Annotated in this window: 1 protein-coding gene; it reads left to right on the top strand. The window is 67.1% G+C overall.

Annotated features, from left to right (window positions below):
- Window positions 1-136: 136 nt before the first annotated feature.
- Entirely contained in the window at window positions 137-1,375 is a 1,239-nt protein-coding gene (locus ABZ855_RS48305) for an IS256 family transposase (RefSeq protein ID WP_360820453.1), read from the top strand.
- Window positions 1,376-1,430: the final 55 nt, after the last annotated feature.

The following is a 1,430-nucleotide window of genomic DNA, read 5'->3' on the forward strand; positions in this document are numbered from 1 at the left end:
GGTTGCGTCCAGGGGAGTGGTGTACGGGTTCGACCTGATCCGGGGGTTTGTTCCGGCATCGGGATGGTGCCCGCATAGACGAACGGCCACCGGCTGATCTTTCAAGACGACCAAGTCTTTGAAGGAGATCAGCACGATGACCGCACCAGACAGTGTGCCCCTGCACGCCCTCGCCGAGGACAACCTCGCCGCGGCGAGTCCCGATCTGCTGCGCGCGATGGTGAAGACGTTCGCCGACGCGCTCATGTCCGCGGAGGCCGACGCCCTGTGCGGCGCCGAGTACGGGCAGGTCAGCGACGAGCGCGTCAACCACCGCAACGGCTATCGCCCGCGCGAGTGGGACACTCGCGCCGGCACCGTCGAACTCGCCGTCCCCAAGCTGAGGCAGGGCAGTTACTTCCCGCACTGGCTCCTGGAACGCAGGCGGCGGGCCGAGCAGGCCCTCATCAGCGTGGTCGCCACCGCCTACCTGCTGGGCGTGTCCACCCGCAGGGTCGAGAAACTCGCCGAGTCCCTCGGAGTCACCCAGCTGTCGAAATCCCAGGTCAGCGCGATGGCCAAGCACCTGGACGAGCAGGTCGCAGCATTCCGCAACCGGCCGCTGGACGCCGGCCCTTATACGTTCGTCTGGGTCGACGCACTGACCCAGAAGGTTCGTGAAGGCGGCCGCATCATGAACGTCCACGCGCTCATCGCGGTCGGCGTCAATGCGGACGGACACCGCGAGATCCTGGGCATCGACGTCGCCACGGCCGAGGACGGTGCGGGCTGGCTCGCCTTCCTGCGCTCGCTCGTCGCCCGTGGCCTGTCCGGCGTTCAGCTGGTCGTCTCCGACGCTCACACCGGCCTGGTGAACGCGATCGGAGCGGTCCTGCCAGGTGCGTCGTGGCAGCGATGCCGCACGCATTACGCCCGAAATCTGCTGAGTCAGGTCCCCAAGTCGGCTCAGCCATGGGTGGCCACCCTGCTGCGGACCGTCTTCGAACAGCCCGACACGGACGCCGTGAGGGCCCAGATGCGACACGTTCTGGACGCGCTGGAGGCCAAGTTCCCCAAGGCAGCAGCCCACTTGGACGCCGCTCAGCACGACCTGCTGGCGTTCACCGCCTTCCCGCGTGAGATCTGGCGGCAGATCTGGTCGAACAATCCGCAGGAACGGCTGAACAAAGAGATCCGCCGCCGCACCGATGTCGTCGGCATCTTCCCCGACCGCACCGCCGTCATCCGGCTCGTCGGCGCGGTCCTGGCCGAACAGAACGACGAATGGACCGAGGCCCGCCGCTACATGGGCCACGACCTCCTCGCCAAGGCCCGCCTCCACCCGATCGAGTCAGAAACCGCCGAGACCGTCCTGCCCACCGAACTCACCGCATAGCCTCAACAGGAGATCACCGAGTGGCCGTCGATACACCACTCCAGCGGACGTGACC

Origin of the sequence: Streptomyces sp. NPDC047042 (genome assembly GCF_040644035.1) — a bacterium.
GTDB lineage: Bacteria > Actinomycetota > Actinomycetes > Streptomycetales > Streptomycetaceae > Streptomyces.

Bases quoted from the DNA above. Each gene is read 5' to 3' on its own strand.
- ABZ855_RS48305 (WP_360820453.1), top strand. From the start codon at position 137: ATGACCGCACCAGACAGTGTGCCCCTGCACGCCCTCGCCGAGGACAAC.